This window comes from Clostridium sp. TJA038 (genome assembly GCF_058310255.1).
In genome coordinates this window covers 1-25,996 of record NZ_JBZEFA010000012.1, presented here as the reverse complement: position 1 = coordinate 25,996, position 25,996 = coordinate 1, and the positions used below count along the sequence as shown (strand labels likewise).

The following is a 25,996-nucleotide window of genomic DNA, read 5'->3' as shown; positions in this document are numbered from 1 at the left end:
AAGTATCCATTCTTTTCAAGGCTTTCTACTGCTGATGCTGCATTATCCTTAGTTAATACAGTACCATTAACTTCTACCTTGCCTACTTTGTATCCTTCTTCTGGTTTAACTGTTATTCTTGTTGGCTCTCCAACTTTAATTGAAGCATCTCCACCAGTTAAAGTTTGATCATTTATTACTACTGAACCATTTCCTTCTGTAGCTACTTTTAAAATAGTGTTTGTAACTTCTACTTTCGCAAATGTTACTTTTACTGAGTTTTGAACGTCTCCATAAAATGTGTAGTCAAAATATCCATTCTTTTCAAGACTTTCTACTGCTGATGCTGCATTATCCTTAGTTAATACAGTACCATTAACTTCTACCTTGTCTACTTTGTATCCTTCTTCTGGTTTAACTGCTATTCTTGTTTGTTGTCCAATTTTAACATTAACATCTCCACCAGTTAAAGTTTGATCATTTATAACAACTGAACCTTTTCCTTCTGTAGCTACACTTAAAGTAGTATCAGTTGCTTGTATTTTACTAAATGTTACTTTTACTGAGTTTTGAACATCTCCATAAAATGTGTAATCAAAGTATCCATTCTTTTCAAGACTTTCTACTGCTGATGCTGCATTGTCCTTAGTTAATACCATTCCATTAACTTCTACCTTGTCTACTTTGTATCCTTCTGATGGATTTACTACTATTCTTGTTGGTTCACCAGCTTTAATTGAAGCATCTCCACCAGTTAATGTTTGTCCATTTATTTGAACTGATCCGTTTCCTTCTGTTGCAACTTTTAAAGTAGCATATTCTACTTCTTTTGAAACTGAACCATCTTTTGATTCCACTTCTTTATTATTAACAACTTCTTTTGATGATGCGTCATCTTTTGAATCAACACCATTTTCATTATTGTCAACTGCTCCTTGTGCAGCTTCATCTTGAGCTGCTTCCTTAGAATCTACATTTTCTCTAGATTCTATACCTTGATTATTGGTATCTACTACGTCTTGTGCATATACAGTCTCTATCCCCTGAGCTGATAATGCAACTATTAACGCCATTATAAGCTGTTTTTTCATACAAACCCCTCCATTTTACTTAATTTACTATTTATTTTATCATTGAACTTATTTTCTATTCAATGACTTACATGTTAATAATTTCTAAAAGAAATTAACATTATCATAATAAAAATTTTATTATTCTCTTTACTTTTAATTTATTCCATAATCTTCTTTCGTATATATACCTATGTAAATTCTATATAATTTATTCCAATTATTAATATGTTAAATTTGTGATAATTTATAATCATTTACATTATATTTATTATTATACATTAATTAAAATTATTTTTCACCATTTTAATCCAATTAAAGTTTATTTTACTATTTTTTCATTAATTAACCCGTTTTTTAAATATGTATAAAAAAAAAGTGTTTTTTGTAAACACTTTAGTAAAAATTTCCTATTATTTTTAACAAATAAAAAAAGGACATAGTTAAAAACTATGTCCTTTAAATATATTATCTTCTATTTTGTTCTTTTTTAGCTCTTCTACAAGGTAAGCATCTTGTAGGTTCATTTTCAAATCCTTTTTCTTTGTAGAATTCTTGTTCTCCTACTGAAAATATGAATTCACTTCCGCAATCTCTGCATTTTAATGTTTTATCTGTCATAAAAATTCCTCCTAAAATTAAAGATTCTAAATGGATATATAATCTCTAATTGTGAGAAATATTTATCTAAATGAAACTTTTTTATTATAACTAACTCCTAGTTACTTATATAGTATATCATATATTAATCATAAACACAATCAATTAATATTTGAATTTTATACCTTTAATTACAATATTTAATAATATGTTAAAATAATTAATTACTTTAATATAGTATATACTATTTTTTAGTATAAAAATACTATAAATATTCAAATTAAAAACTTTTTTATCTTGAAAACTTGTAAATTACTTACTAATCCCCATTCTTTCTCTAAATAAATTTTATTAATTAAATTTTTTCTTATGTCTAAAATAAAAAGAAAATTACCCATTCTAAAATATAGGTAATAATCCTCTTAAATTAAACTTCTATAAAATTCTTCTGTTGTATATTCATACTATACAAATAGAATTAACTTTTCATATGTATTATTTTAAAATTTATTATATTTATAATACTTAATTCCTTCTTTATAATTAATAAAAACCATATTATAATAATTTAAAATATTCATTTTCTTCCATAAGTAATCATTAATCCAGATACTTTTAAAAATGACTTCCTTTTTTCATTATTTCTAAAATACTCAGAAAGTTTAGACTGCATTTTAATATATGATATTGCGTCAATTCTGTCAATTCCTCGATTCATAAACAATTCAACAATATTTTCTTGCTCTGATATACTTAATGTCTTATCCCAACCATTTATCTCAATAAAATCTTGCAATTTTTCATCATAATCCTGCATATCAGAATCTACATATGTTACTCTATCATTCATACGAACATCAATATCATATAGCCCCAATTGTTTCATATAAAATGGCAATCTCATTCCAATTGCATAATCTCTACCTTCATACTCTAATTCTTTTTGCCATAACTTATGAAAATCAAAGGTTGTACAAAGATAGTTATAATTAATACCATCAATATATAATCCATCATTTTCAAATTCTCTATTAACATCTATACAAGCAACAATTCCACCTTCTTTTACTGAATCAACCATTTTCTCTAAAACTTTTATTGGCTTATTCATATGCCTTAATCCAACTTGTGATATGGCAATATCATATTTTTTATTTAATTCAAGAGAATATATGTCTGATTCAATAAATTTTACATTAAAATTGCAATCTTTAAAATTTAGTTTAATCTTATTAATAAAATAATTATTATCAATTCCTGTATATGTACTTCCCTTAGGTAAAAATTCAAGTAGCTTCATTCCCAATAAACTTTCACCACATCGAAATTCAATAATATCTACAGGAGAATTTATATTCCACACAGTTTCTATAAGAAACTTTAAATAATCATCATTCCAAAAATATTTTCTATTCTTATAAAGTTTATCTGCATTTACATTCCAATTATCACGACTATCTGTATCTCTTAAAATGTAGTTTTGTTGATTAAGTGGTTTTACTCCTAATAATTCATCAATTGATACATTAAAGTACTCAGCTATACTTGGTAACAGAGCTATGTCAGGCATTGATACTCCTGTTTCCCATTTACTTACTGTTTGAAATGATACCCCTAATACATCGGCTAAGACTTGTTGCCCTATTCTTTTTTTCTTCCTTAATTCTGCTATTTTGAGTTTAATTATGTTCATATAATCCTCTCCTTTAACTTAATAAGTTAATGTTAACATACTCCATAAATTAACCCTATAACTCAAAATGTGAATCAATTCGCATAATAGTTGAATATATCAAAAATAACCTTAGGCTAGTTAATTAAATGTCTAAGGCTATAATTTATGGTACGGTTCTCTATATCTTTTTCTATTAATTTATTCTTTATTGATTTAAATGCTTTTTCATAGTTAATTTTTACTTCATTATATTCGCTTTGGTAATCAAATATACTTGTACTAATTGAGTCAATAACTTCTTCCCCTAAAATCAAAGCACTATTTGAACTATTTTTATAAGTTATTTTTTTAAAGTCCTCTTCTGAAAAACTTATTCTAAAATTAAAATCAAATTTCTTATTTATTATATGAATAATATTATTTATACTCTCTGCTAAAATCATATTAAATCCTTGTAATAAGCTTATTGGAGGCTTAATACTACCAATATCAACATTAATTTCTATCCTTCTTCACATTTTCTTATCTTGAAAACTTGTAAATAGTCTAATTCCTTCCCCTCTTCATTTAACTTATCAATCATACTCCAAAATATAAGTTGTAATCTTAAATCTAACTTTTCATTAACTCCTCTCGTTATATATCTACTCTCTTTCTTAAACATCTTAATCCTCCTTAAAATAAATAAAGCTACCTAATTACTTTTCTTGTAATTAAGTAGCTATTTTAATTCTTGCTTTAACATTTCTACGAAATCATCTGAAAATACTTTCTCTTTAATTGATTTCTTTATTAACTCCATTAACTCTAATTCAGTTACATCTAAACTTCTTGGAACATAGATATCATCACCTCTTACTGTATCTTTATACACTGAAAATCTAATCTCATTTCTTTTCATGGATTTAACAAAAATCTTTTCTATGCAGTATGTGTAATCTTCATCTTTTAGACTAGCTTGTTTTATAAGATTACAGTACCTAGTACTTTTTATTATTTCTCCTTCAACCTTTTTAGCCACACTATCACCTCTTTATTCTAAAAGTATCTTAGAAAGTTCTTCCTCAGCTATTACTAATACTGAAAAATCGTTAGAAAGTAAAAATAGTGAAGAAGTATAATTACCTCCTTCACTACATATAATCTCATCTGTATATTCTGGTAGTATGTTTTTCAACATTCCATTTTTAAGTTCTTTAACATCTTCTATGATTTCAGCTACTAAAACATATCCTCCTAAATCTTTATCTACATCTCTGTTTTCTCCATAGTTTTCATTAAGTATCTCTATAGTTTCTTTAATTCTGATTACTACTTCTTTTTTTAAAATTAAATTTAAAGTTTTAGCTTGTTTAATATCATAAACTTTAACCATACTTTTATTTCCTCCATATTATACTAATTTAATAATATATATTTATTAATCTATTTAATAACTAAGTCTCTGTCTTCTACCATTCTTACTTTTTATAACTTTTAAATTTCTTTCTATAAAATATCTTTCGTGATTACTCATTTTCCTGTATAAATTTTCGCAAATTATTATTCTTATAAACTTATTATTTTTTTCGCAGCAATCTACTATATGATAAATATTATTTTTTATAATCCATTGTTCTAATTCTATATTGCCACACCCTAACTTTTCATTTAAATAAATTGATATTTCATCTTGATTTTCTAAAATTACAATACACCCATAATCTTTTATCGTAAAAAACTCTTTTTTAATTTTTCCTCCAATACATTCTCTAAGAAACTCAATTTAATTTAATAATTCATTTTTCAAGTTAATTTCTATATCAAGTAATTCTATATCAAGATTACAGTATACCTCTTTCAAATTCATTCACTCCTTATTTTTATTATAAAGAAAAGAAGTACAACAAAAGTTGTACTTCTTTTCCATTTTTACGCTAGTAAAGTCTTTACTAATTCATCTATTTTTCTTTCAATACAATCTACATTTTTATTCTCTTTTGTTAACCTATGAGCTTCTTTTGAATTATTTGCTATTTCAATATGAATATAGTTTTCTTTATCAAATTTAGGTATATTAATATTTTCTAATATATGTGCTGACTTAAACCAAGAAACATATGCATCAATAAATTCTCCTACTAATTTTGAATTCATTATTCCACAAAGATAATGTGCCTCCAACTCATTATCTAAAGCAACCATTACATTATTATGGTCTGGTAATATTAATTTTCCACCCTCACTTCCAATAACACAAGCATTCATTCCTTTTTCTTGAAGTGCTTTCCATATAATTTTATATGGTGATGCTGTATATGTTCCTATATTATACAAAACGTGAGGAGGTATTTTCTTTTTAGCTGTTTCTTTATAATGCTTTTTATAAATTCCTCTATTAACAAGTATATCTATAAAATCATCTGAATAATGATTTACATTATTATTATAGAAATAATCATACGTATTAGGATACATTTCTTTTAACTCTTCTATAGATAGTACATCTTTTAAATTATCTTTATATGGAACTATTATTGAATATGGCGTTTCATATCCCCATTTACCTATATCTTTTCCTCTTACTAAAGGATATACTAATTCTTTTTCTAATATAGCAGTAACTTCCGGTATTAATTTTCTGCTATTTTCTGGTGAATTTTTTATATTTATTTTTCCTCTCATTTCATCTTGAATTGTTACCCAATATATAGCATTTGCGCTAGTATCTATACCTTTTCTCCCTTGATAATTACTTGAGCCTACTAATTTTTTCAATAGAATCATATCTGTATCGTAAGTTACTAGCCAAGGTGAACTAATATCATCTTCTCTTAAAGGTTCAGCAATCATATCTCCATAATCTAATTTTGATAATACAGAATCAAGTAAATCCTCACTATCTATCATTCCTCTGTAATTTTTAAACCATTTTTTATATTTTATAGGATATCTTGTTGTTTTGTTCTTTTGCATAATTATTATAGCTGTTTTATTAGATGCTCCTAACGATTTAAATGGTTCTACATCAACATAATCCTCAACTAACTTAACACCTACAGGTATTTCTTCTCTAATCATAAACTTTCTAAATCCAGCACCAGCTCCATACGCTTGTAATAAATTTTGGTTTATTATAAATCCAATTTCTCCATTATCTTTTAAAAAATTATCCATCACAACATATGTTAATAATACAGAAATATCATCATGCGCGCTTCCTAATCTAGCCTTTAAGCCTGTAAAATCAAATATTTTATAATTTCTCCAATGCCTATGAATACTTTCTCTATAATCTTCAGGTAGAGTTTGCCAATTTACCCAAGGTGGATTACCTATTATAAAATCTACCTTTTCATGAAATAATGGTACAAAAGCATTTTTTATTATTTGAGTCCATACTTCTCTAATTCCTTTTTTCTCAAGTCCATTTATCTGTTCATAAAATACTCTCGTAAGTTCCATTACTTCATCTAATTCTTCACTTTTTAATTTCAATAATTCAGGACATATATCAATTATTTTATGCCATAATAAACTGTCAAATTCACCATTTAATGTAATATTCTTGTTAAACTCATCAAGCACCTTATATAAAACATTTTTATTATCCCCTATTTGCTTAGGTATTTCATACACACCAGTCCTAGTAGATAGCTTTTTAACATATTGTGTTCCTTTAGGCTGTTCTAGAATTGTCAACATTGCATCACAATGAAATATTGGTATTTCAATTTCTTCGGTTGTATAATCCAATAAATCTCCTAATGCAATAATATAATTAGCCCTAGCCGATATTACTGCTAATGGATTCAAATCAAATCCATGAACATTATCAATTATCTTTCTTAATAGTACTTTTTTATCAATATCTTTATTATTTAAAATAATTTCTTTAATACCAATAACTATAAAAGTTCCAGAACCACATGTAGGGTCTAAAAAACTTTTGTTTATATCTCCGTTTATTTCCATTAAATTATAAGTTTTTTGAGCTAACCAATCTGGACTATAATATTCTCCTAGCGCATGTCTTAATTTTCTTGGAAGTAAATAGTTATATAGCTTTTTTAGCAAATCTCTTGAGTTAGCTTCATCAAGATTTATCGTTGAATAATTATATTCATTAAAAGATTCTAAAATTTTTACAATAGATTTATATATATCGTTGTTCCATACATTTATATACCAACCAAAAAAGTCTCCCTCTAAAAAGTTAGTTATACCAAGACTTTTAAATCTACCTCCATTTTCTATTTCTTTCATAGTAGCCTTTGTTAATTTTTCATTATTATATCTTATTGGTTGCTGTAACGCTTTATTATTTTTATGATTATATAGTATTTCAATAACTAATAATTTTATTAATAATGCATAATATGTATGAATAGAAAAAATAAGAAAATCTACTCGTACTGTCTTATCATCCATTCCATATACTTTTTTTATTTCTTTCAACGTTTCTTTGTTAGTATCATAACTATATCCAGATACCTCCCTAAATAAAGATTTCCACTGTTCAAAAATCATTGTTACACCTTCATCTTTTCCAATAACTTTCTCTAATGATTTGTATAATGTCTTAACTGTACTATCTGCCAAATGACTTCCAAAACCAAAATCATTAATTAAATTAGTAACCGTAACAGCCTTATTATCTATCTGTAATGAGAAAACTCTTTTTAAAAACTTTTCAATAGAATATCTATTAACCTCTTCTGGTTCTGAAATATACCAATCTGTACTTAGATAATGTACGTAAATAAAATATCTACCATCAAATATAATTCCTAAAATAGAATCTAAATTGATTTTTTCACTTTTAGAATAACCTCTTATCTGTCTTTGTACTTCTTCTATATAAGCTTCATTTGCAGATTTTCTAGTTGGATAATTATTCACAGGTTCTATTGCACCTGGAACTTTAAATTCTAAATCTAAACAATTATAAAGACAATCTATTCTACCACTTTTAACATATTTCTCATATAATGGTTCTAAATTAAATCCAACTTTATTTGAAATATCCTCTAACAAAGGTATAAAAGCCATTTTAAAATCTTCTTCTGTTTTTTTTCTCTTTTTTACCGTGAAATCATTAACTATAAGTTGTATTTTCTTTTCTATTTCTTCACCATTTAACTCCATAAAGGCTTCAATATTTTTAATTATATTTTTTTCCATAAACTTCTCCTTAGCTAATATATTTTTTATTTTTTTTGCTAGCTAATAGTAATAATTGAAGTATACAATATTTTATTCAAACTGTAAACACTAGCTAGTATTTATACTAAATATTATATTAGCTATATTTTTATTATCCATTTTTAGTAAAAACATCCGTTATTTATGGTACGGTTCCTTAATAGTTATTCTAAATAAGTATCAAAAGGCACCTTAATTTATTCAAGGTACCTTTAACTGTGATATAGAATAAAATTTCAGTTCTAATTACTTTTCTTTTACCCCAATCCAAATTTCGCTATAAACATTTTGCATATCTGACATATCTCTATTGAAAGATATTTCTGGAACGTTTATTAATTCATAATTTGAAGATGGCAACCATTCAGATAAAATTTTTCCCCATGTATCTTGAAATACAGTTGGAAATGGTCCTTTACAAGGAAAAATTGCCCAAGTACAAGCAGGAACTTCTACAACATCAAATTCACCAAAATCTATATCTAAAGTAGTTATAGATCCAATTAAGTGATTTAAGTTACCTTTTTCTTCATACCTTTTATCATCAAAATCAAATGAAGCGTTAACAACAGTTTTAACATCTTCATTTCTATATGATTGTAATAATTTTCTTTGTTCTTCTGTTATACTTTGTGCTATTTTCATTATTTCTTGATTTATACCTTCAAACACAATAGGAACTTGACCTTTAACTCCTACTAATTTAAAAGCTTCTTTTTTTTCAATACGATAATTCATATTACTTCCTCCTTTAATAGTTAATTGAAAAGTCATACAAGGAAATACTTTAAGATTCTTAGCATCTTTAATCTCTGAAGGATTCACACCAAACCATTCTTTAAATGCCCTACTAAATCCATCTGCTGAATCATATCCATATTTTATAGCTATATCAATTATTTTTATATCTTTTTGCATTAAATCAAAACTTGCTTTAGATAGCCTTCTTTTTCTTATATAACTCGAAAGTGTCATACCTGAAAGATACGAAAACATCTTTCTAAAATGATACTCAGATACTCCTGCAATCTTTGAAACCATATTAAAGTCTATTTCTTCTTCTAAATGCGTTTCTATATACTCCATAACTTTATTGAAATTGGTAAGCATATCCATGTATAATCACTCCTCATACTAACAATTATAATTTTTAGTAATATACTTTTATCGATATTATCTATACATATATTATCGTACTAATTATTTTTTAAGTATAACTAAGATCTAAATTATATATATAAATTTTTATTCTTATCATCCGCGCTACCTTACTTGTGGTACGGTTCTCTGTTACACCTCCAAAGGAGCACGTTTTACTTTAATTGTTCTAAAGCCTTACATTTTTTAAGCTCTTTCATAAGTTCTTTCTCTATTTCTTTATCTAAATATCTCCTTGGAATTATATGAGCTACAAATCCACTTATATATAAGGATCATATCTTCGTAAACTTTTACATCTTTTATACTTTCTAACGATACTGTTTCTGATATAGAATCCCCTTTTACTACTATTGTCCCATCAATAATTTCTAAAGTCTTACTTCCAAATATTGATGAATTATCTCCTTAACTTATGAGTTTATCAGTTTCTTTAGCTACTAATTTTTTGTATTGCTTAGGATATGTTAAAATCCAAATGACTAAAAAAACTATCGCTACTATAATCCAATATATACTCGGTTGATTAAATATCCCCGTTCCTGTAAAGTAGATTGGTATAGAAAGTACTATGGGTACAGCATATCTAAGTATGTTAAATGTACTTTTCTGTGATTTCGAGTTTTCTAAATGATTTAAATTGAAGCTTATATAGTCATCTTTTGTTATTTTAAAGTCGATTTTCATTTGTGCCGTCCCCTTATTATTAAAAACTTTATTTACATTATATTACAAATTTCAAGCACTTACAATTAAGCATAGTAACATGAAAAAAGGAAGGGTCTTCATCTTCTTCAGACGACCCTTCCTTTACTTTTAGGCTTTGAATGTCTTATATTTAAATCCTACATATAAAAATTTAACTTATCTATTTAAATTTAATCTCTAATTGCGTTTAGTTTATGAAGCAAATACTCTTTTTTATTCAATGGATCATACGTTGTTTTTTTGCGTGCTTTTGAAAATTCAGCTGAAGCTTCCTTATACCCATAAAATTTTGTCACAAACATTCCTTTACCTTCTGTATATGAAGCTATTTTCATTTTATATTCTTTTGAATTTTCTACTGGAATTAATCCCTTTATTGAGAATTCATCCCCTATAACAATAGGATTATCAAAGGTTGCCCTCATAGTTTCTAAATCCCATACCGCTTTGCTTAAAGCATTTTGAGGAATCTTTAACTCAAACTCATTTAATGGCTCTAATAAAACAGTTTGTGCTTTATATAATGCTTCCATGAATACCATAGGTGTCACATTTCTAAAATCTGCTGGAGTGCTGGCTGGACTAAAAAATTCACCACAGCTAAGAGTGACTTTTACATCTGTAACCTCCCATCCAAATAATCCTTGTTTACTTGTCTTAATAACTGCTTCTTCAATTGCATTTTGAAAAGATTTTGGCAATGACCCTACTGAAACATTAGAAATATACCTAAGACCTTCGCCTCTCCCTGCTGGTTCTATTTCTAAGCCTACTGTCGCCCAAAATGGATTTAAGTCTTCCTGCATATGCATTATTGACGCTCCAAAACCTTTAGGTGTTTCCTTATAGATAGTCTCAATATTCGAAAACTCTACTTTTATTCCATATAAATCATCTAACATGGAACTTAGTATTTCCATTTGAACTTCACCGAATAAGTTGACATAAATTTCTTTATCTATGTCATTCATCTCTAATTCTAGTAGTGGATCTTCCTCTGCAAGTAATGTTAATGCTTTAAATAGCTCTGGATTTTTTTCTTTATCAATTGCAGAAATTGTTGTTTTTAATGCTGGTTTAGCTATAGATATATTTTTAATTTTATCATTTGAAATTCCAATAACATCTCCCACTTGGAAACTTGTAAGTCCATATAAAATACCTATATCCCCTGCTTCTATCCTCTGTGCTTCAACAACTCCCCCATTTTCTAACCTATTAATTTTCTTTACTTTTTCTGCTATCTCCTTATTAGGTACTTGAATTTTATCTCTTACAGATATTTTTCCTCCAAATAATCTTACATAAACCTTCTTTTCATTTTTACTTGTTCTTTCGATTTTAAATACTACCCCAGATAAATCACTTTCACAATCATTACTTGCAAATGGAAAATAACTACAAATTCCATCTAATAAATCTTCAATTCCAAGTCCAATTGCTGCAGCACCACAAAATACTGGATATAGACTTCCTTCTCTTGCATATAATGAAAGCTTTTCTTGTATTTCTTCTTTATCAGGTTCTATTCCACCAATATATCTTTCTAAAAATGCTTCGTCTAAGTCTGATAAAACATTAATAGCATCATCATTTATTATGCATGTATCAAATAGTTTTTTTATATAAACAGCTTTGCTTCCTACATCATATACTTCTTGTAATCTAACTACTTTATTGGACATATTCTTCTTTATTTCTTCAAATACTTTGTTGAAATTTGCCCCAATTCTATCTAGCTTATTTACAAAAATTATTGTTGGAATATTTAACTCCTTTAATGTGTCAAATAATATTCTTGTTTGTGACTGAATCCCCTCTACTCCTGATATAACTAGTATTGCTCCATCTAAGCTATTTAATGAACGTTCAACTTCCGAAATAAAATCCACATGTCCTGGAGTATCAATAATATTCACCTTAACATTATTCCAATTAAAAGATATGGTTGACGATTTAATGGTAATTCCTCTCTTACGCTCAAGCTCCATAGAATCCGTCTGTGTATTGCCTAAATCAACTCTTCCAACTGATTTTATAGCTCCACTATAATATAATAAGTTTTCTGTTATAGTTGTTTTTCCTGCATCCACGTGTGCTACGATTCCTATATTAATTATTTTCTTCATAATCAATACCTCCAAGTTAATAATATATATTTAATTTATCTTTTAATACAGTAATTAACCTAATTCTAATATTGTAATTTAAAAGTGTTTTTGAAGATTTCTACAAAAAATTTACGAACCTTCTTGTATTGTTCAATCAAATTATCTTCATTTTTAATCCCTTATATTCATGATATTTTTTTATCCATTATCATAGAAATAATATATAACACTAATACTGGTGCTACTAATAATGAAGTACATACTATACCAATACTTACTGAAATATTTGTAGCTATGATTCCTATAATCGGTCCACCTAAAATTTGACCTAAGGAATTCATTTGTCCATTTATAGAAAGCACAGTAGCTCTAGAATTATCATCTATATGCCCATTTAACCACGCACTGAATATAGGTTCATTTATAATTCTAAAGGTATTTGTTGCCAAATAAGCTATTAACATTAAACTAAAGTTTCTTGTAAGAGCAAATATCAACATAGACGATATATAAAGTATATTTATGCATAATAATAGTTTTCCATTTTTCCTATTATCCTCATTCTTAAGATTCTTTGCCATAAAATGCATTACTATGAAGCTCAATATCATTCCTAAAATTCCAAAAATTCCAAACCAAGTCACTGAACTAAGGTTTCCAAGTTTAGGAAGTGTAGTATCTTGTAAAAAATGCGCATTAGAAAGTCTATCATAACCTTCACTTGATAATCCATAAAATAAAGTTACTGCAAGTAAAATCATAATTATAGATTTACTTTTTACAAATTTAAGACCAGATTTAAATGTATATACCATCTTTTTGAATGTATTTAAATCCCCAGGAACAGATGGTTTAAAATTATTTTCTGGCATATATAACCATAAAAATAATGCAAGAATTATAAATAAAACTCCACTAACTATAATAGGAAGCCTTACAGAGAAATTAGCTATTACAGTGCTTAGTACTATTCCAATAAATGCTCCTATCTGCCCTGCTTGTGCTCCCTTTATATAAATTTCATCTAAATCTTTATTCTTCTCTTCTTCTGCAATCCAAGCTTCAAGCGAGCCACTGATAAAAGTAGACCCTAATCCCCATACAATCTGTGCTACAAGTACGAAAACAAAACTAGAAATAGAACCTTCTAAAATAAATCCCACTCCTGTTAAAACTCCCCCAATAACAATAGATAGTTTACGACTATACACATCTGCAACTATACCTGTAGGAATTTCAAATATAAAGCATGCTAATTCCAAAGTAGTTCCAACAAGTATAAGTTGAAGTGGATTTAAATGAACTATTTCAATGTGATACACTACCATAACTGTAGCTACTAACGAAAAACACATTGCTGCAATAGCTGAAAATAATAAATAAGTTTTATATGCTGAAAGTTTATTAACCATTAATCATCACCATCCTAGTATTTCTTAAAAAATTTGTTTGTTTTTCATAATCTTCATATTTAAATATATAAATCATCAAAATAATCTCCTTAAACAAAAAAAAGCTGCAAATGAACATAATTCACTTACAGCCTCATAATCATATAACCTAAATATAAACATAAAATATAGAACTTTAATTATATAACTTATGATTAAGCTATTCAAATTAAAATCTTATACCATATCTATATATAGCAAAAATAGACATAAAAATACCGTGTTTAGAACACGGTTTTCCTATCCTGCAAATAAAGATGTAACATGCTCATTATAATACTGATTATTTTTAGAGTACACAAATAAACATGGTAATATCAATATTATAAATAATTGATTCCACCACAAATAAACCTTGAGTTATTCAAGATTTTTCATATACTTTTAAAAATAATCCTTATTCAGTTAATTTAATTAAAAATTACCTCTTTGCGCATATTTACAACACCTTTACATTTATATTTTTTATGCTTATATTTTAGTATAATTATATTATATATAATTTTAAAAATTTTTTCAATGCTACAGATTCTGAAAAACAAATTCTAATTTTCTCAAGTAGTGAAAAATGAAGAATCTATAAATAAAATTAAAATACCCAACAAAAATTCAAACTTTAGATTTTTGTAAGTTTCATTGCAAAAATTAAAGCACACCTATCGTCCATTTATATATCCAATTCTATCCAAAACCTCATTTATTTATGGTACGGTTCATTTTTCATAATTCTAAAAGCTCTATATATTTGCTCTAGCAACATTACCCTAAATAATTGATGAGGAAATGTCATTTTAGAAAAGCATAGTTTATAATTAGCTCTCTTTATAACTTCTTCTGATAAACCTAGACTTCCTCCAATTATGAAAGCAATATTTGAATTTCCTTGAACTCCACATTGCTCTATATATTTTGAAAATTTTTCAGAGGTAATTTCATTTCCTTTCAAGTCCATGGCAATTACATGCATATTATCTTTTATTTTTGAAAGAATAAGCTTTCCTTCCTTTTCTTTAATTTGTATTTCTTCTTTTATAGATGCATTATCTGGTGTTTTTTCATCAGGTAACTCTATAATTTCTAATTTACAATATCTATTTAATCTTTTTGAATATTCATCAATTGCTAATTTTAAATATTTTTCTTTTAACTTTCCTACAGAGATAATTGTTATGTTCATATTACTCCTCCTTTTGTTCACTAAGAATAATATTATCACAAAATATTTCTTCTTACTAAAAAAATAAATCTTTTAAACTATAGCTTAAAAGATTTATTTTTATTAATTTAACTTTAGAAAAGTCTATCTAATTAATATATTAAATTTTAATTTTTAATCATAAATTTTTTAATATCCTAAATCTTCATTTAAAAATATAACATGTATTCTATTTGGGTTACTTTGACTTTTAATTAATGTATAGCTTCTACAAATTTTTTCTGGACTATTACAATCTACACAAGAGCCTACTTTAGTACAAGGTGTGTTTTTATTTAATCTCTTAGCATTAGCTGGTGCAGAAATTATTCTATTTCTTTTTATAGCTTCACTTAAATTAGTTACAATTTTATTATATCCAGCTATTATTATAACTTTATTAGGACCATAAATCATTGCAGCAACCCTATTCCCATTTCCATCAACATTATATATTTCTCCCTCTTCTGTAATTGCATTTGTACTTGTAAAATATACATCTGAAGAAAAAGCATCAATATATATTTTTTTCACCTCTTCTTTACTTAATCCCTCTTTGTATCTATCTAAAAAATTATATTTTCCACCTCTAAGATAATCTATAACACCAGTTTCAAATAACGTCATAGAACCTCCACAAGCTATGACATCTCCTTCATTAATAATTTCTTCTATCTTATTTATAAGCTCCTTCCTTGATGAAACTAAATAACCCTTCATATTATTATTTTCTAAAGCTTTTATTACCTTATTAATTCTAAATTCTCTTAACCAAAGCATATTCTTATCCATAACAAATATCTCCTTAAATAAAAATTTATAAAAAAATAGGCAGACTAAGTCTACCTATTTTAAAGAAATTATTTTCCACAACATTTTTTATATTTTTTACCACTTCCACAAGGACATGGGTCATTTCTTCCAACTTTAACTGATTCATTTCTTACAGTTTTTGAATCTCTATATTTTAATTGAATTTCTTTTCTCTTTTCTCCTGAGAATATAGAATCCCATTGAGGTAAGTTAAATAAATAGTCAGCCTTTGCATCTAACATATTGTAGTATAACTTTTCAAAATCTATGTCAAAAGTTAATTCTGTATCACTTTCAACTTTTTCTAAGTCATATGGAGTTTTTAAACTATCGTTTATTCCATCTACAAATCCCATTACAAATTCTTCAGTTGTATTATACTCTTTAGCTAATTCTGCTATTGAAGCCTTCTTAACAGAATTATGATTAGCTAATAAATCTTTATAGATTCTAGTTTCAACATCACTATACTCTTTCCAGAAAGCAGCCTCTCCCTTAACTTTTACATATTCTACAACCATGTCTGTCCATTGCTTATATAAACTCATACTTCCTTCTCCTTCTTAATCAACTTTATATCAAAATTATAATAATTTACATAATATATTTCAATATTTTACTAATTAATACTTAATAAAACATATATTTTTAATATATCTGAAATTATTTCTTTACATTTTAACAAGTTATACTAACTTTTTATTCTTAAATTAGGTATATCTTCCTTTCCAAAAGGCTTACTAATATCAAAATTTCCACCTAAGGAATTAACCATTTGATTATCAACTAATATATTTATTTTATTTATACTCGGTATTTGAGTTATTGTAGCTAATATTCCTTCTAAAGCAGCTTCTTCTTTAGCTGCACTCATTTTTATAACTGCATCTTTACTTAAATTTATTATTGCAATATCATCCTTGCGGTCAAAGGATAATAATTTTGTATCCTTTGGTAATATAGGTGCTAAACTACCCTTTTGAGAAGGCCCTTGAATAAGTGCCTGTATAAGATATTGCCCTAATATTTCCTCACCATCTACAAGAATCTCCTGCTGTTCTATTTTAGGATTTTTTTCATCACTAGTTCCATCAAAATATAAAGATAAGTTAATATCTCCTATTAAATCATTAGCTATTGTTTTCACTCTTTCATTGTTATTAGCTGCTAATTTATCCATTTTTATACTGTCGCAACCAACTAACAAAAAAGAGGCCATAATTAATAAGATAATACCTTTTTTCATATAAATTCCCCTTACTTAAAAACTTATATAACTACTTGGTTTGTGTCTATCTGCTAATCTAAGCTCTAAATCTTTATCTTTATTAATATTATGTGCATCTAAGACATTAATAACAGCTTGCTTAGCAAGTTCTGGCACATTGTTTGTATTGCTTAAATGGCCTAGTATTATTTTTCTATTTTTTTCATATTTCATTATATCAACTATAGCTTTTCCACAATCTTCATTTGATAAATGTCCAACTTCACTTAAAACTCTTCTTTTCAGTTCATATGGATATGGTCCAAACTTAACCATCTGCACATCATGATTTGCTTCTAACAAAATCACATCTGATTCTCTAACATTTCTTAAAATTTCTTCTGTAAATGTTCCAATATCAGTTGCAATACTTACCCCTTTGTCTTTATGTCTTATAGTATACCCTGTTGAAGCAACTGAATCATGGGGAGTATTAAAGGATATTATGTCTAAATCCTTCAAACTTGTTGTGCTTCTTTTAGAAATAATCTTTATATTTTCTTCCTTTATTTTACCTAAAGATTTCTCCATAGCTTTCCAAGTAAGTTCATTAGCATATATAGGTATATTAAATTTTCTAGATAATATACCAGCTCCCTTTATATGGTCACTATGTTCATGAGTTATAAATATACCGTCTATTTCTTCTGGATTTTGATTTACCTCTTTTAAAGCATCTATTATCTTTTTACCTGATAAACCAGCATCTACTAGTATTTTTGTTCTTTCTGAACCAACTAATATACTATTACCACTGCTTCCACTATATAGTGAGCAAAAAATCATATATTTCCCCCATTTGTATTACTATTTTCTAACTATATCAGCACCAAGCATTCTGAACTTTTCCTCTATGTGAGGATATCCTCTATCTATATGTTCTATACTTGTTATTTCTGTAACTCCATCAGAAATTAGTCCTGCAATAACCATTGCAGCTCCTGCTCTTAAATCTGTAGCCTTAACTACAGCCCCTGTTAATTTATCAACACCATCTATAATTGCTGATCTTCCCTCAACCTTTATAGTTGCACCCATTTTCTTTAATTCATCTACATGCTTATGTCTATTTTCCCATATAGTTTCAACTATTATACTTCTACCCTTAGCAGTAGATAATAAAGTACACATTGGTTGTTGAACATCTGTTGGGAAACCTGGATATGGTGCTGTTTTTAAATTAACACCTTTTAAATCTCCATCAACATAAACTCTAACACTATCGTCGCCTTCTTCTACTTTAGCTCCCATTTCTAAAAGCTTAGCTGAAATTGACTCTAAATGTTTTGGTATAACATTTTGTATTGTAACATCCCCTCTTGTAGCTGCTGCTGCTATCATAAAAGTACCAGCTTCTATTTGGTCTGGAACAACACTATAGTTACAACCTCTTAGTTCTTTCACACCTTTAATTCTTATAACATCTGTTCCTGCCCCTTTAACATTAGCTCCCATAGCATTTAAAAAGTTTGCTACATCTACAACATGAGGTTCTCTTGCAGAGTTTTCTAATATTGTAGTTCCTTCAGCTAAAGTTGCAGCTATCATAAGATTTATAGTAGCTCCAACACTTACTACATCAAAAAATATGTTTGTTCCAACTAATTTATCTGCTGTTATGTTAACTGCACCATGCTCTATAGTAACCTTAGCACCTAAGGCTTCAAAACCCTTTATATGTTGGTCTATAGGTCTAACTCCTATTGGGCATCCACCTGGAAGTTCAACTCTAGCCTGTTTAAAACGAGCTAAAAGTGCACCAATAAAATAGTAAGAAGCTCTCATTTTTCTTACATCATTTCCACAAGCTTCTACAGCCTTTATATTTTCTGCATTTATTTTTAATGTGTTATTATCTAATTTTTCAACTTTACACCCTAATGATCTAATTATTCTTTCTAAGCAATGTACATCAGCTATATCTGGTACATTATCAATAATACATTCACCTTTGCTAGCTAGTATAGCTGCCGGTAATATAGCTACGGCAGCATTTTTCGCCCCGTTTATTTCTATAGATCCCTTTAAAGCTTTACCGCCATTTATAATTAATCTATTCATACAATTCACCCTTGCTAATTTTTTATATGTATACAATTACCATTTTCTTCTTTTTTAATTAATTTTTTTACTTCGATTAACCATATTTAAACTGGCTAAACCGTGAAATTTAAAGTATTACTCATAATTTTCATTATATCATAATAAGACAATATTTAAAGATTTTTTTTATTCTTTACTTTTAAAATTTACCCAATTTATATTATCTAAAAATACTTTTTATTCTGAAATTTCTTTCATATTATTTTTTTTAAAAATTCTATATGTTATAATTTATAACAAAGTTTGTATTTATTTGGAACAAACTAATATTCAAGAGAGGTTTTGTCATGAAATATTATTTAGTAGCATTGTTTGATGAGGAGTCTTGTAAATCCCTTGAATCACTTCAAAGAGGTTTATTAAGAAAATATAAATTACCAAGAAATCATATAACTTTACACATTCCTCTTGAAACAATAGATAATCCAAATCTAGAAAAACTAGATGAGGTAATCCTTAAATTAATTAAACCTTATAAGAAATTTAAGATAGAGTTGACTGGTACTGCTGAATTTAATGAAAGTACTAATAAAGCTCTAAACTTACAAATTGAAAATAAAGGTTATATAAAAAAAATCCATAGATTATTTAATGATATGCTAAAGCTTCATGGTTTTAATATTAGAGAACGTATTGATTCACCTTTATATATTCCATTAAATAGCCCTAGCTTTAAAGATAACAAAAAAAATAATATTCCACCTACAGTATTTACTTTAAGAGAATCTTCTCAAAAAAAGATATTGAAAATTTCTAAAATAGAACTTTGGAGATTTCAAAATAGTAAAAGAGAAATCCCTATAAAATCATACGATCTAAGAAATTACTAAGATAATATAATAGTTTTTTATTTATATTAATATCTATATAACATATATTCAATAAACTTATGTTAAACTAATTGTAAATTAACATTTCGTAACTTTTTAGACCTGTATTCGTTTTCTATTCTTTTCAAGTATGAAAAGATTCTGTAAAATTAAGTAGTAAGCATTTTCTGCTTAAGAAGATAGGGGGATATACTAATGGAGTTAAATAACTTTTTTATTCAACAAGATAAGTTTAACAAGGAACTTGTTATCGATAGCAATTTAAATGACTATAAAGTAGCAACTAGAATGTTTTTAGCACTTCAAGTTAAAATAGGCGAGTTAGCTGATGAAACAAAGTGTTTTATTTATTGGAATAATGGTAAGAAAACTAAAGTTTCTAAGGAACTAGTTTTAGAAAAATATATCGATTGTTTAAAACAAATCCTTACTATAGGTTTAAATAAAAATTACACGTGCTTACAAAAACTAATAGTTAAACCAAACGATTATTGTTTAAGCGATCAATTTTTAACTTTACTTATAGATGTTAATGACTTAATAATATCTCCATCTGTTGATCACTATGAAACATTATTTGAAGATTTTATAAGCTTAGGTATAAGCTTAGGTTTTTCAATAAATCAAATAGAAGAAAATTTTTTTAAAAATGATTATTGTAAAATAGCTCTCTAAAATTTAGAGAGTTATTTTTTTATTTATGGGAAATACTAAGCTTGAGGTGATTTATTATGCTTGGTATTATTTTAGCAATTATTTCTGGAGCAGCAATGAGCATACAAGGAGTTTTCAATACAAGAGTTTCTGAAAAAATAGGACTTTGGGAAACAAACACAATAGTTCAAGGCTCTGCGTTTTTTTTAGCATTAATTATTATGTTTATGTTTAGAAACGGTAATTACTCTGAACTTCGCTCTGTAAATAAACTTTACTTATTAGGTGGGGCTATCGGTGTTGTTATAACCTATACCGTTATGTCAGCAGTTGGAAGCTTAGGCCCAACCTTTGGCATATCTATTATTTTAATTTCTCAACTTATAACAGCAGGAATAATAGATGCTTTCGCACTTTTTGATAGCGAAAAAATTAAATTTGCAGCACATAACTATTTAGGAATAATTGTAATGATAATTGGAATTATCATTTTTAAATGGAAAAGTTAATATATTGTCAAAACTCTACTCCCATTCATATATTATAAAATAATAAATAAAATGGGAGTATTTATTATGTTTTCAAGAAAACAAAAATTAGATAATAATTTAAAAGTTTATATAAATCGCTCATACTATACAAATTATAGAGTTCTTATAAAGTGCAAAAAATTTTTAGATGATATTTCAAAAATAATTATAAAGTTAAATGGAAATGTTATAAGAAAAATAGAATCCTTAAATCTATTATGTGCAACCCTTACCCCTAACTCAATTAATAGATTAATAGAGTATCCAGAGGTAGAATTTGTTTCCTTTGATGATTATGCTTTTTTATGTGGTCTTAGTATTGGAACAGCTAATAGAATTTCTAAAAGTCTGTCCTTTAACTTTACAGGAAAAAATATATCAATAGGTTTAGTTGATAGTGGAGTATATCCTCATCAAGATTTAATAAACCCTAAAAACAAAATAAATTTCTTTTTAGATTTATTAAATGGATACTCCTATCCTTATGATGATAATGGTCACGGTACTGCACTTAGTGGCATAATTTGTGGTAGTGGATATTCTTCAAAATTTGTTTTTAAAGGCATAGCAGAAAACTCTAATATATCCTGTATAAAGGCCTTTGATTCTAATGGAAAAGGCTATGTTTCAGATATACTTTTTGCTATAGAAACACTTATTAATGAAGAAAAAAATCCAGTAAAAATATTATGTCTTCCTTTTGAACTAACAAGCCATAATATAACTATTTCAGATTATTTCAATGAAATGTTCAAAATGGCTGTTCAAAAAAATATAATTCCTATAGTTCCTTCTGGAAGCATAGAAGGAGACAACACAATTCAAGGAATTGCATTATCTCCCTTCTGCATAACAGTTAGTGGTATAGATTCATCTAAAACTCCAACAAAACCTTTTAAATTTTCTTCCTCTGGAAATAACAAAATAAATAAGCCTGATTTTTGTGCAGCCTGTGCTAATATTACCTCTTTAAATTCAGATAAAAAATATATATCTGAAAGAAATGGTATGAAATTATATCCTCATAAATTAGATAATAACTATATTACATTTCAAGGAACTTCTCTAGCTTGTGCATACATAGCTGGAGTATGTGCACTTATACTAGAAGCTAAAGAAAATATTAACTATAAAGATTTATGTTCATTACTTAAAATAGCCTCTAGTAATAAATATGATTTGCCAATTGAGCTTATTGGTAATGGAGTAATAGATTTATCACTTTTATTTAGTAGCATATAGTCTATTTTATATACTCCATTGGATTAACAGGATTCCCTTTATATATAAGTTCTAAATGTAGGTGAGGCCCAGTACTTCTTCCAGTACTACCAACCTTTGCAATGGGCTCACCTTCTTTAACAATCTTACCTTTTTCAGTTAATATAGAACTTGCATGGGCATAAAGAGTTTCCATATTATCATCATGTTTAATCTTAACCATATTTCCATATATATCATTATATCCCACATAAGTTACAGTTCCATCATAAGCAGCTTCTATTTCTGTTCCATTAATAGCTGCTATATCAATACCTCTATGTCCCCCTCTACTTTCATCTCCAAAGCTAGAAGTTATTTCTCCTCCCTTAGTTGGATGATTTAAAAAAGGTACCTTTTCTTCTATTGGATTTTTTATTTTCTTATAAACCTTTGTGTTTTCAGCATTTTTTAAAACCAACTCAGATATTACTTTTCTAGAAACTTCTTTTCCATTTACAAAGTTCACTTTATTTCTAACTTGCTTTTCTCCAACTTTTCCTTCTTTTATAAAATCTTCTTTTAACTTTTCGTCTTTTAATTTTATGACCTCAATTGATGGTGCTATATATTTCATCTCTAAAAACTCTGATTCCATACTTACTTCAACTAAAGGCCTATTTGAAATTTTATTTAAACGAATTATCTCTGACTTTATATCTTCTATAGTATTTATTTTTTTATATTGAATAATACTATTTTTTAAATTAATATTATTTTTAACATTTACATCCTTTATAGAAAAATTATAATTTAACAATTCTTTTATATACTCATCTTTTACTAATTCTAAGACCTCTTGAAATTTTTCTTTGCTTTCTATATATCCTATAATCTTATTATTTATAGATAATTCATAAGCCTCTACATAAATGTTAGATATATAAGGCATATTTATAAAAGCAACTCTTCCTAAGCTACCTATATTAGAAAAAGTTTTAGAATAAACATCTAATTTAAAAATAAATATAAAAATAATTAAAGTAAAAAAAGTTTTCAAAAAAAATTTATTCTTTCAATCTAATGAATTCATAATTTTACTCTCCTTAGGTTATAATTTTAAACACTTAAATTAATGTTCCCATTTAAAGAAAAATTATTCATGCTAAGAAAATATTTTTTGCTATTTATAAAAGCATACTTTATTGTTATAGAAAACACACTTTGATATAATTAAACATAGTCTATTTTTTATTGTTCTTATTTTAAAATTAGACTATTTATAAATCTAGAAAGGTGGTTATTTTTTGAGTACTTTTATGTTAAAAAACTCAGCCACTAAGTTTACTCCTGTTAGTAATGTATTTTTAGAAGAATACATGCCTAAAGCTCGTGGAGAATTTATTAAGGTTTATTTATTATTGTTAAAATATAACTTCACAGGAGAACCTGGAGTTAACTCATCAATTTTAGCAACAAACCTAAACCTTTTAGAATCAGATATAATGAATGCTCTTAACTATTGGCATGAAGAAGGTGTTATAAAACTAATTCCTATAGATAAAATGAATAACTTTAAAATAGAATTCTTAGATTTATCAGAAGGGACTCACTCATCAAGTCAAAACTCAGTTGATTTGCTTTCAGCACTTGATGAGAATAATACCAAGGATATGCTAAAAGATATAGAAAAACTTATATGTCGTCCCTTATCAACTAAGGAAATGACAACATATCTTTCTTGGCAAACAGAGCTTAATTTCTCTTCTGAGCTTATATTAATACTAATAGAGTATTGTGTATCTAAGGGAAAAAAAGATGTTAGATACATAGAAACTGTGGCTCTTAGCTGGCACAATGCTGGTATAAAATCAATAGAGGAAGCCCAAGCTTATATAACTAAAACAGAAGATAAATGGGTTAAGATAAGAAAAATTCTAAAATATTTAGGAATCCAAAATACAGAAATAATGAAACCTCAAGAAACTATGATGGAAAAATGGCTTTTAACTTATAATTTTTCTGTTGAATTAATTTGCAAAGCTTGTGATATATGCTTTGAACGCTTAAATAGAGCTGATTTTAAATATATAGATGGTATATTAAGTAAGTGGTTTAAAGATGGTATTAAAACTCTTGAAGATGTAGCAAAAAAAGATGTTAAGAAAAACTCTAATTCTTCAAAAACATTTAATAAGCCAAATTCAAATCAAGTTCAAAAGAAGCCAGCTAGAGAGGCGAACTTTACCCAAAGAGATTATGACTATGATTCCTTAGAAAAACAGTTGTTAGGATGGGATGTTGAATGATTAAAGGTTACAAAAGTCAACTTATGGATATATACGAAAAAACTCGTCAAAAGGAAAAATACAATTTAGCTCTTAGACAAAAAGAATTAAAAGAAAAACTTCCTCAAGTTTTTGAATATGAGAGAGAAATAAATAAACTTTCTTTAAAGCTTTCAATGCTAGCTTTAAAAAAACACAAAAAAGATGAATTTGAAAAAATGAAAACTCAAATTCAAAATCTTAGAGAAGAAAAAGACCAGCTTCTTGCTATGAATGGATATCCTAAAGATTATTTAGATATGCACTATAATTGTTCTAAATGTAAGGATACAGGATACATAGGAACTCAAAAATGTAGTTGTTATAAGAAAAAGCTCATAGATATATACTATGAAAATTCTCAAATGGCAGATGCTTTAAAATTAAATAACTTTTCAAAGTTTGATATAAACATATTTTCTCCCTTAAATAATGGTAATGAAAAATATTCACCAAGAGAAAATATGCAAATAATTATAGATAAAATGATAAATGGGTATATTCCTAAATTTAATAACCATAATGAAAATATACTTTTTTACGGTAGCCCTGGTACTGGAAAAACTTTTTTAACTTATTGTATAGCTAAAGAATTGCTAGATAAAGGCTTTCTAGTAGTATATAAAACTTCTGATGAACTTATTAGAAATCTTAGAGAAATAAGATTTAATAATGATACTGAGTTAGAAGACCTTCTTATAAATTGTGATTTACTTGTTATAGACGATTTAGGAGCAGAGCAAATAACAGATTTTTCTACTACAGAACTATTTACGTTATTAAATAAAAAAATCCTATTAAATAAAAAGATGATTATATCTACTAATTTAAATTTATTAGAATTAAAAGAATCTTATGCTGAAAGAATCTCTTCTAGGCTTTTAGGAAACTTTATTTTATTTAAAACCTATGGAGAAGATATAAGAATAAAGAAAAATCTACAAAAAAGAAAAAATGCACCTTATCTTCCTTAAAAGATAAGGTGCATTTTTGGCATAAATAAATTAAACTTTTATTCTATTACAGAATAAAAAAAGAACTTCAGTTAAACTGAAGTTCAATTTGGAGCTGATGATCGGACTTGAACCGATAACCTGCTGATTACAAGTCAGCTGCTCTGCCAATTGAGCCACACCAGCAT

At 26.9% G+C, this 25,996-nt stretch carries 23 protein-coding genes, 1 tRNA gene and 1 pseudogene; 6 read left to right on the top strand and 19 right to left on the bottom strand.

The genetic code is table 11. From position 1 onward, the window contains the following. From AC4FQV_RS11395 to murA, 17 genes and pseudogenes are all read right to left on the bottom strand, one after another. Positions 1-1,070, bottom strand: a pseudogene (locus AC4FQV_RS11395) (InlB B-repeat-containing protein); the annotation flags it as partial. 447 nt (positions 1,071-1,517) lie between these two features. After that, complete coding sequence (locus AC4FQV_RS11390) at positions 1,518-1,670, bottom strand: zinc-ribbon domain-containing protein (RefSeq protein WP_491140086.1); 153 nt, start codon at positions 1,668-1,670, stop codon at positions 1,518-1,520. Positions 1,671-2,226: 556 nt separating this feature from the next. Beyond that, the gene (locus AC4FQV_RS11385; RefSeq protein WP_491165555.1) at positions 2,227-3,342 is read right to left on the bottom strand and encodes a helix-turn-helix domain-containing protein; all 1,116 of its coding nucleotides are present in this window, start codon (positions 3,340-3,342) and stop codon (positions 2,227-2,229) included. Between the two features lie 116 nt (positions 3,343-3,458). Then, a complete protein-coding gene (locus AC4FQV_RS11380) occupies positions 3,459-3,767 on the bottom strand; it encodes a hypothetical protein (RefSeq protein ID WP_491165554.1) in 309 nt (102 codons plus the stop codon). Positions 3,768-3,826: 59 nt separating this feature from the next. Further along, positions 3,827-3,988 carry a DUF960 family protein gene (locus tag AC4FQV_RS11375; protein ID WP_491165553.1) on the bottom strand — a complete coding sequence of 54 codons (162 nt, stop codon included), beginning with the start codon at positions 3,986-3,988 and terminating at the stop codon, positions 3,827-3,829. A gap of 57 nt (positions 3,989-4,045) precedes the next feature. Further along, entirely contained in the window at positions 4,046-4,345 is a 300-nt protein-coding gene (locus tag AC4FQV_RS11370) for a hypothetical protein (protein WP_491165552.1), read from the bottom strand. A gap of 12 nt (positions 4,346-4,357) precedes the next feature. Beyond that, positions 4,358-4,699 (bottom strand): hypothetical protein, encoded by a 342-nt coding sequence (locus AC4FQV_RS11365; RefSeq protein WP_491165551.1) that lies wholly within the window; start codon positions 4,697-4,699, stop codon positions 4,358-4,360. A gap of 536 nt (positions 4,700-5,235) precedes the next feature. Then, positions 5,236-8,487, bottom strand: a complete 3,252-nt coding sequence (locus AC4FQV_RS11360; RefSeq protein ID WP_491165550.1) for an Eco57I restriction-modification methylase domain-containing protein — start codon at positions 8,485-8,487, stop codon at positions 5,236-5,238. A 267-nt stretch (positions 8,488-8,754) separates the two neighbouring features. Further along, positions 8,755-9,624, bottom strand: a complete 870-nt coding sequence (locus AC4FQV_RS11355; RefSeq protein ID WP_003479687.1) for an AraC family transcriptional regulator — start codon at positions 9,622-9,624, stop codon at positions 8,755-8,757. Positions 9,625-10,544: 920 nt separating this feature from the next. Then, positions 10,545-12,503 carry a tetracycline resistance ribosomal protection protein TetB(P) gene (gene tetB(P), locus AC4FQV_RS11350; RefSeq protein WP_491165549.1) on the bottom strand — a complete coding sequence of 653 codons (1,959 nt, stop codon included), beginning with the start codon at positions 12,501-12,503 and terminating at the stop codon, positions 10,545-10,547. 167 nt (positions 12,504-12,670) lie between these two features. Next, entirely contained in the window at positions 12,671-13,897 is a 1,227-nt protein-coding gene (gene tetA(P), locus AC4FQV_RS11345) for a tetracycline efflux MFS transporter TetA(P) (protein WP_491165548.1), read from the bottom strand. Between the two features lie 736 nt (positions 13,898-14,633). After that, positions 14,634-15,113, bottom strand: coding sequence for a 23S rRNA (pseudouridine(1915)-N(3))-methyltransferase RlmH (gene rlmH / locus AC4FQV_RS11340; protein ID WP_491165547.1), 480 nt, complete (start codon positions 15,111-15,113; stop codon positions 14,634-14,636). A gap of 168 nt (positions 15,114-15,281) precedes the next feature. Further along, positions 15,282-15,923 (bottom strand): lactate utilization protein, encoded by a 642-nt coding sequence (locus AC4FQV_RS11335; protein ID WP_491140088.1) that lies wholly within the window; start codon positions 15,921-15,923, stop codon positions 15,282-15,284. A gap of 68 nt (positions 15,924-15,991) precedes the next feature. Further along, positions 15,992-16,492 (bottom strand): SEC-C metal-binding domain-containing protein, encoded by a 501-nt coding sequence (locus AC4FQV_RS11330; protein ID WP_491140089.1) that lies wholly within the window; start codon positions 16,490-16,492, stop codon positions 15,992-15,994. Positions 16,493-16,635: 143 nt separating this feature from the next. Next, on the bottom strand, positions 16,636-17,190 hold the full coding sequence (locus AC4FQV_RS11325) for a GerMN domain-containing protein (protein ID WP_491165546.1): 555 nt from the start codon (positions 17,188-17,190) through the stop codon (positions 16,636-16,638). Between the two features lie 15 nt (positions 17,191-17,205). Beyond that, on the bottom strand, positions 17,206-17,997 hold the full coding sequence (locus AC4FQV_RS11320; RefSeq protein WP_491140091.1) for an MBL fold metallo-hydrolase: 792 nt from the start codon (positions 17,995-17,997) through the stop codon (positions 17,206-17,208). A 21-nt stretch (positions 17,998-18,018) separates the two neighbouring features. Further along, a complete protein-coding gene (gene murA / locus AC4FQV_RS11315; protein WP_491140092.1) occupies positions 18,019-19,272 on the bottom strand; it encodes a UDP-N-acetylglucosamine 1-carboxyvinyltransferase in 1,254 nt (417 codons plus the stop codon). A 329-nt stretch (positions 19,273-19,601) separates the two neighbouring features. Between murA and AC4FQV_RS11310 the strand changes: the two genes are divergently transcribed. The 4 genes from AC4FQV_RS11310 (at position 19,602) to AC4FQV_RS11295 (ending at position 22,570) form a co-directional block, all read left to right on the top strand. Further along, entirely contained in the window at positions 19,602-20,144 is a 543-nt protein-coding gene (locus AC4FQV_RS11310; protein ID WP_491140093.1) for a 2'-5' RNA ligase family protein, read from the top strand. Positions 20,145-20,339: 195 nt separating this feature from the next. Beyond that, positions 20,340-20,819, top strand: coding sequence for a dUTP diphosphatase (locus AC4FQV_RS11305; protein ID WP_491140094.1), 480 nt, complete (start codon positions 20,340-20,342; stop codon positions 20,817-20,819). 56 nt (positions 20,820-20,875) lie between these two features. Then, entirely contained in the window at positions 20,876-21,307 is a 432-nt protein-coding gene (locus tag AC4FQV_RS11300) for a DMT family transporter (RefSeq protein ID WP_491140095.1), read from the top strand. 66 nt (positions 21,308-21,373) lie between these two features. Beyond that, entirely contained in the window at positions 21,374-22,570 is a 1,197-nt protein-coding gene (locus AC4FQV_RS11295; RefSeq protein WP_491165545.1) for a S8 family peptidase, read from the top strand. A 1-nt stretch (position 22,571) separates the two neighbouring features. Here AC4FQV_RS11295 and AC4FQV_RS11290 read toward each other — a convergent pair whose 3' ends face one another. Beyond that, a complete protein-coding gene (locus tag AC4FQV_RS11290; protein WP_491165544.1) occupies positions 22,572-23,588 on the bottom strand; it encodes a M23 family metallopeptidase in 1,017 nt (338 codons plus the stop codon). Positions 23,589-23,835: 247 nt separating this feature from the next. Here AC4FQV_RS11290 and AC4FQV_RS11285 point away from each other — a divergent pair, with 247 nt between their 5' ends. Beyond that, complete coding sequence (locus AC4FQV_RS11285; protein ID WP_491165543.1) at positions 23,836-24,837, top strand: DnaD domain protein; 1,002 nt, start codon at positions 23,836-23,838, stop codon at positions 24,835-24,837. Further along, positions 24,834-25,829 (top strand): ATP-binding protein, encoded by a 996-nt coding sequence (locus tag AC4FQV_RS11280; RefSeq protein ID WP_491165542.1) that lies wholly within the window; start codon positions 24,834-24,836, stop codon positions 25,827-25,829. The genes AC4FQV_RS11285 and AC4FQV_RS11280 overlap by 4 nt, the downstream gene beginning before the upstream one ends. An 89-nt stretch (positions 25,830-25,918) precedes the next feature. On the opposite strand, the gene AC4FQV_RS11275 is transcribed toward AC4FQV_RS11280, so the two are convergent. Then, positions 25,919-25,994 (bottom strand) — tRNA-Thr (locus AC4FQV_RS11275). Between the last annotated feature and the right edge of the window lie 2 nt (positions 25,995-25,996).